This is a genomic window from Micromonospora yasonensis, from assembly GCF_026013475.1.
GTDB lineage: Bacteria > Actinomycetota > Actinomycetes > Mycobacteriales > Micromonosporaceae > Micromonospora > Micromonospora yasonensis.
Genome location: NZ_JAPDPH010000446.1, coordinates 1 through 1,480, shown reverse-complemented (window position 1 = coordinate 1,480; position 1,480 = coordinate 1). Strand labels below are relative to the sequence as shown.

The window sequence follows — 1,480 nt, the reverse complement described above, 5'->3', positions numbered from 1 at the left end:
GCCAACGGCGCCCAGTAGGTCTGGAGGTTGTCCAGGTTGTACCGCCGTAGCGCACCGAGATCCACCTCCAATCCGAGATCGGCGACGGCGGGGCCACGGACGGGCAACCCGTACCGTTGCAGGATCAGCCAGACGACGGGGTTCAGTTCGCCGCACGGCTTGTCGGTGCGGAGCTGCCCGTTGACCAGGAACGGAACGACGCGCGGGTCGATCGGTTGCGCCCGGAAGGTGTCCCGGTCGAGGTAGATCCCATCGAAATACGGGCCGGCCGGCATACCGGCATGGATCTTGGCCAGAGCGGTCAGGTCGCCAGCGTCAGCCGCGCGTGCGGTGACGATCAGCGTGTCGATATCACTTCGCCCGATCTGCCACGCCCCGAGGGCCGTCGACCCGACGACATACAGCCCCTCCACGAACCCGGGCAGGGCCGCATCCACCTCGTTGAGATATCGAGAGACCAGCGCCCGGGCCTCCGCGGGCAGGGCGGCCATCGACTGCTCGGTTCGCCCGGTCGTTGCGCGTTTTCGCACTAGGCAGCCTCGAGGACGAAGAACAGGTAGCACAGGATGTACCCCGAGGGGGAGGTCACGAGGTCGGGGAACGCCTCGCGGGCCACGGGTGCGGGAGGTGGTTCGCTCACGACGGCGATCCGGAAGCCGGCTGCGGTGAACTCGCTGGTTATTGCGTGCAGTGGCCGGTGCCAGAACGTCAGCACGGCGGGCTGGCCGTTGAAGGTGTACTCGTCGGTCCACTGTTCGGTGGCGAAGTAGTCGCCTTCGGGCCTGATCAGATGGTAGACGAAGGGGTGGTTGACGGCCACGATGAGTCGGCCGCCGGGTACGAGCACGCGCCGCAACTCGGCGAGTGGTGCCTTCCAGTCCTCGAGGTAGTGCAGGACCAGGCAGGCGATGGCATCGTCGAACGCGGCGTCGGGGAACGGCAGAGGATCGGCGCCCAGACCGCCCTGATGCAGGGCCGTGCCGTCGCCGAGCCGCTGCCGGGCCAGGTCCAGCATCTTGACGCTGGGATCGATGCCGGTCACGATGGCGCCGCGATCGCGCAGTGCCGCGAGCAGGGGGCCGGCTCCGCAGCCGACGTCAAGGATCCGCCGCCCGGTCACGTCTCCGGCCAGGTCCAGGATCGCGGGCCGGGTGTAGTAGCCGTTGATGAGGTTGGACTCGGTCTCGGCCGCGTACGCCTCGGCGAAGCTGTCGTAGTCGTTGGCCACGGCCTGGCTGGCAGGCCCGGAGGAGTGCTCAAGGTCAGCAGACATGCGGCCAATCCTGGCACGTCTGATCGCTTCGGGGTGCGAACAGTGTTCGGGGCGAACGCTGCCTGACGCGGCCCTAGCCGGCGAACTCGACGCCGGCGAGGGAGACGCCACGGTACGCGGCGAGGCGTTCGGCTTGTTCGACAATGGCCTTGCGCGTGGCGTCGGGCAGCTTTCGCCAGGGCTGGACGGCGAGCTTCAACGCCTTGC

The 1,480-nt window shown here is 68.2% G+C and carries 2 protein-coding genes; both read right to left on the bottom strand.

Annotated features, from left to right (window positions below):
- On the bottom strand, positions 1-491 hold a 491-nt coding region (locus tag ONA70_RS36210; RefSeq protein ID WP_265010976.1), incomplete at its 3' end, for a nucleotidyltransferase domain-containing protein.
- A gap of 38 nt (positions 492-529) precedes the next feature.
- Positions 530-1,273: a class I SAM-dependent methyltransferase gene (locus tag ONA70_RS36205; protein ID WP_265010975.1), complete on the bottom strand. Its 744-nt coding sequence runs from the start codon at positions 1,271-1,273 to the stop codon at positions 530-532.
- Positions 1,274-1,480 lie beyond the last annotated feature (207 nt).

Coding starts and splice junctions, on each gene's coding strand:
- ONA70_RS36205 (WP_265010975.1), bottom strand. CDS start 1,273: ATGTCTGCTGACCTTGAGCACTCCTCCGGGCCTGCCAGCCAGGCCGTG.